This window comes from Spirochaetota bacterium, assembly GCA_026414805.1.
Lineage (GTDB): Bacteria > Spirochaetota > UBA4802 > UBA4802 > UB4802 > UBA4802.
The window spans coordinates 1-324 of sequence record JAOAIH010000158.1; the positions used below are offsets into that span (position 1 = coordinate 1).

Here is a 324-nt window from a genome sequence, read left to right on the forward strand (position 1 = left end):
TAGGTAAAGTACCATATTTTAGGGAATAAATTTGGTTTAAGCCACAAGGTTCATATATTGAAGGCATTAGAAAGAAGTCCGAGCCAGCTTCGATTAAATGAGCCAGTCTTTCATTATAACCGATATAGCTTCCAATTTTACCAGGATATTTGGACGGTAAATAACCGAAATATCCTTCTAAACCTTTATCACCAGAGCCTAAAATTGCGAATTGAACAATCATATTTTCGAGTATTCTTTCAATTGTACCAAAAAGTAAATGCAAACCTTTTTGTTGGGCAAATCTTGAAACAATTCCAATAATTGGTATATTCTCGTTGATTT

At 33.0% G+C, this 324-nt stretch carries 1 protein-coding gene; it reads right to left on the bottom strand.

What is annotated here, in order from left to right:
- A partial coding sequence (locus N3F66_15125) for a glycogen synthase GlgA (protein ID MCX8125479.1) occupies positions 1-324 on the bottom strand: 324 nt, incomplete at both ends.